Below are 921 nucleotides of genomic sequence, written 5' to 3'. Positions count from 1 at the left end.
CCCGGGGCGGGCTGACGCTGGCCGACGCGGGCCGGGCGGCGGCGCTGCGCATCTTCGGTGACGCGCCGGGGGCCTACAGCGCCGGGGTCAATCGGCTCGCCGAACGCTCCGGCGCGTGGCGCGAGCGGGAGGAGCTGGGCCGGGTCTACCTCAACCGGATGGGCCACGCCTACGGGCTGGACGCTGCGGGCGATGCCACCCACGCGGCCTTCGAGACGGCGCTGGCCGGGGTCGCCCGCAGCTACCACGGCCGCGCCAGCAACCTGTATGGCCTGCTCGACAACAACGACGCCTTCGACTATCTGGGCGGCCTGTCGCTGGGCGTCGAGACGCTCACCGGCCGGCGCCCGGAAGGGCTGATCCTTCAGCACGCCGACCCGGCCCATCCGGCGGTCGAGCCGCTCGCCACCGCGCTCTTGTCGGAGCTGCGCGGCCGCTACCTGAACCCGGAATGGCTCAAGCCCCTGATGAAGCACGGCTACGCCGGCGCCCGCACGATGGGGCAGGAGTTCCTCGAGAACCTGTGGGGCTGGCAGGTGACGCGGCCGGACCTCATCAAGCAGTGGGCCTGGGATGAGGTCAAGGAGACCTGGTTCGACGACAAGCAGAAGCTCGGCCTGCCGCGCTTCCTGGCCCAGGGCCACAACGCCCACGTGAAGGCCCACATGCTGGCGATCTTCATGGTGGCCGCGGAGAAGGGCTTCTGGCAGGCCGACGCCGCCACCATCCGCCAGATGGGCGGTGAGCTGGCCCGGCTGGTGGCCAAAAACGGCCTGCCCGGCAGCGGCCACGCGGCGCCCAATCACCCCATGTGGGACTGGCTGCGCCCGCGCATCGACGGCGCCGATGCTGAGGCATTGGGCGTGGCGCTGGCCCGGGCGCAGGGAGCGACGCTGCCGGCTGCCGCGCGGGCTGCTGCTG

Annotated in this window: 1 protein-coding gene; it reads left to right on the top strand. The window is 72.7% G+C overall.

Going from position 1 to position 921, the window contains the following annotated elements; translation table 11 throughout:
- Nucleotides 1-921: cobaltochelatase subunit CobN (locus QQK25_RS23185; protein ID WP_284190076.1), on the top strand; the 921-nt coding region annotated here is incomplete at both ends.

This window comes from Zoogloea oryzae (genome assembly GCF_030161255.1).
GTDB classification, from domain to species: Bacteria; Pseudomonadota; Gammaproteobacteria; order Burkholderiales; family Rhodocyclaceae; genus Zoogloea; species Zoogloea oryzae.
The sequence above is the reverse complement of the archived record's forward strand: the minus strand, read 5'-3'. Positions and strand labels throughout refer to the sequence as shown.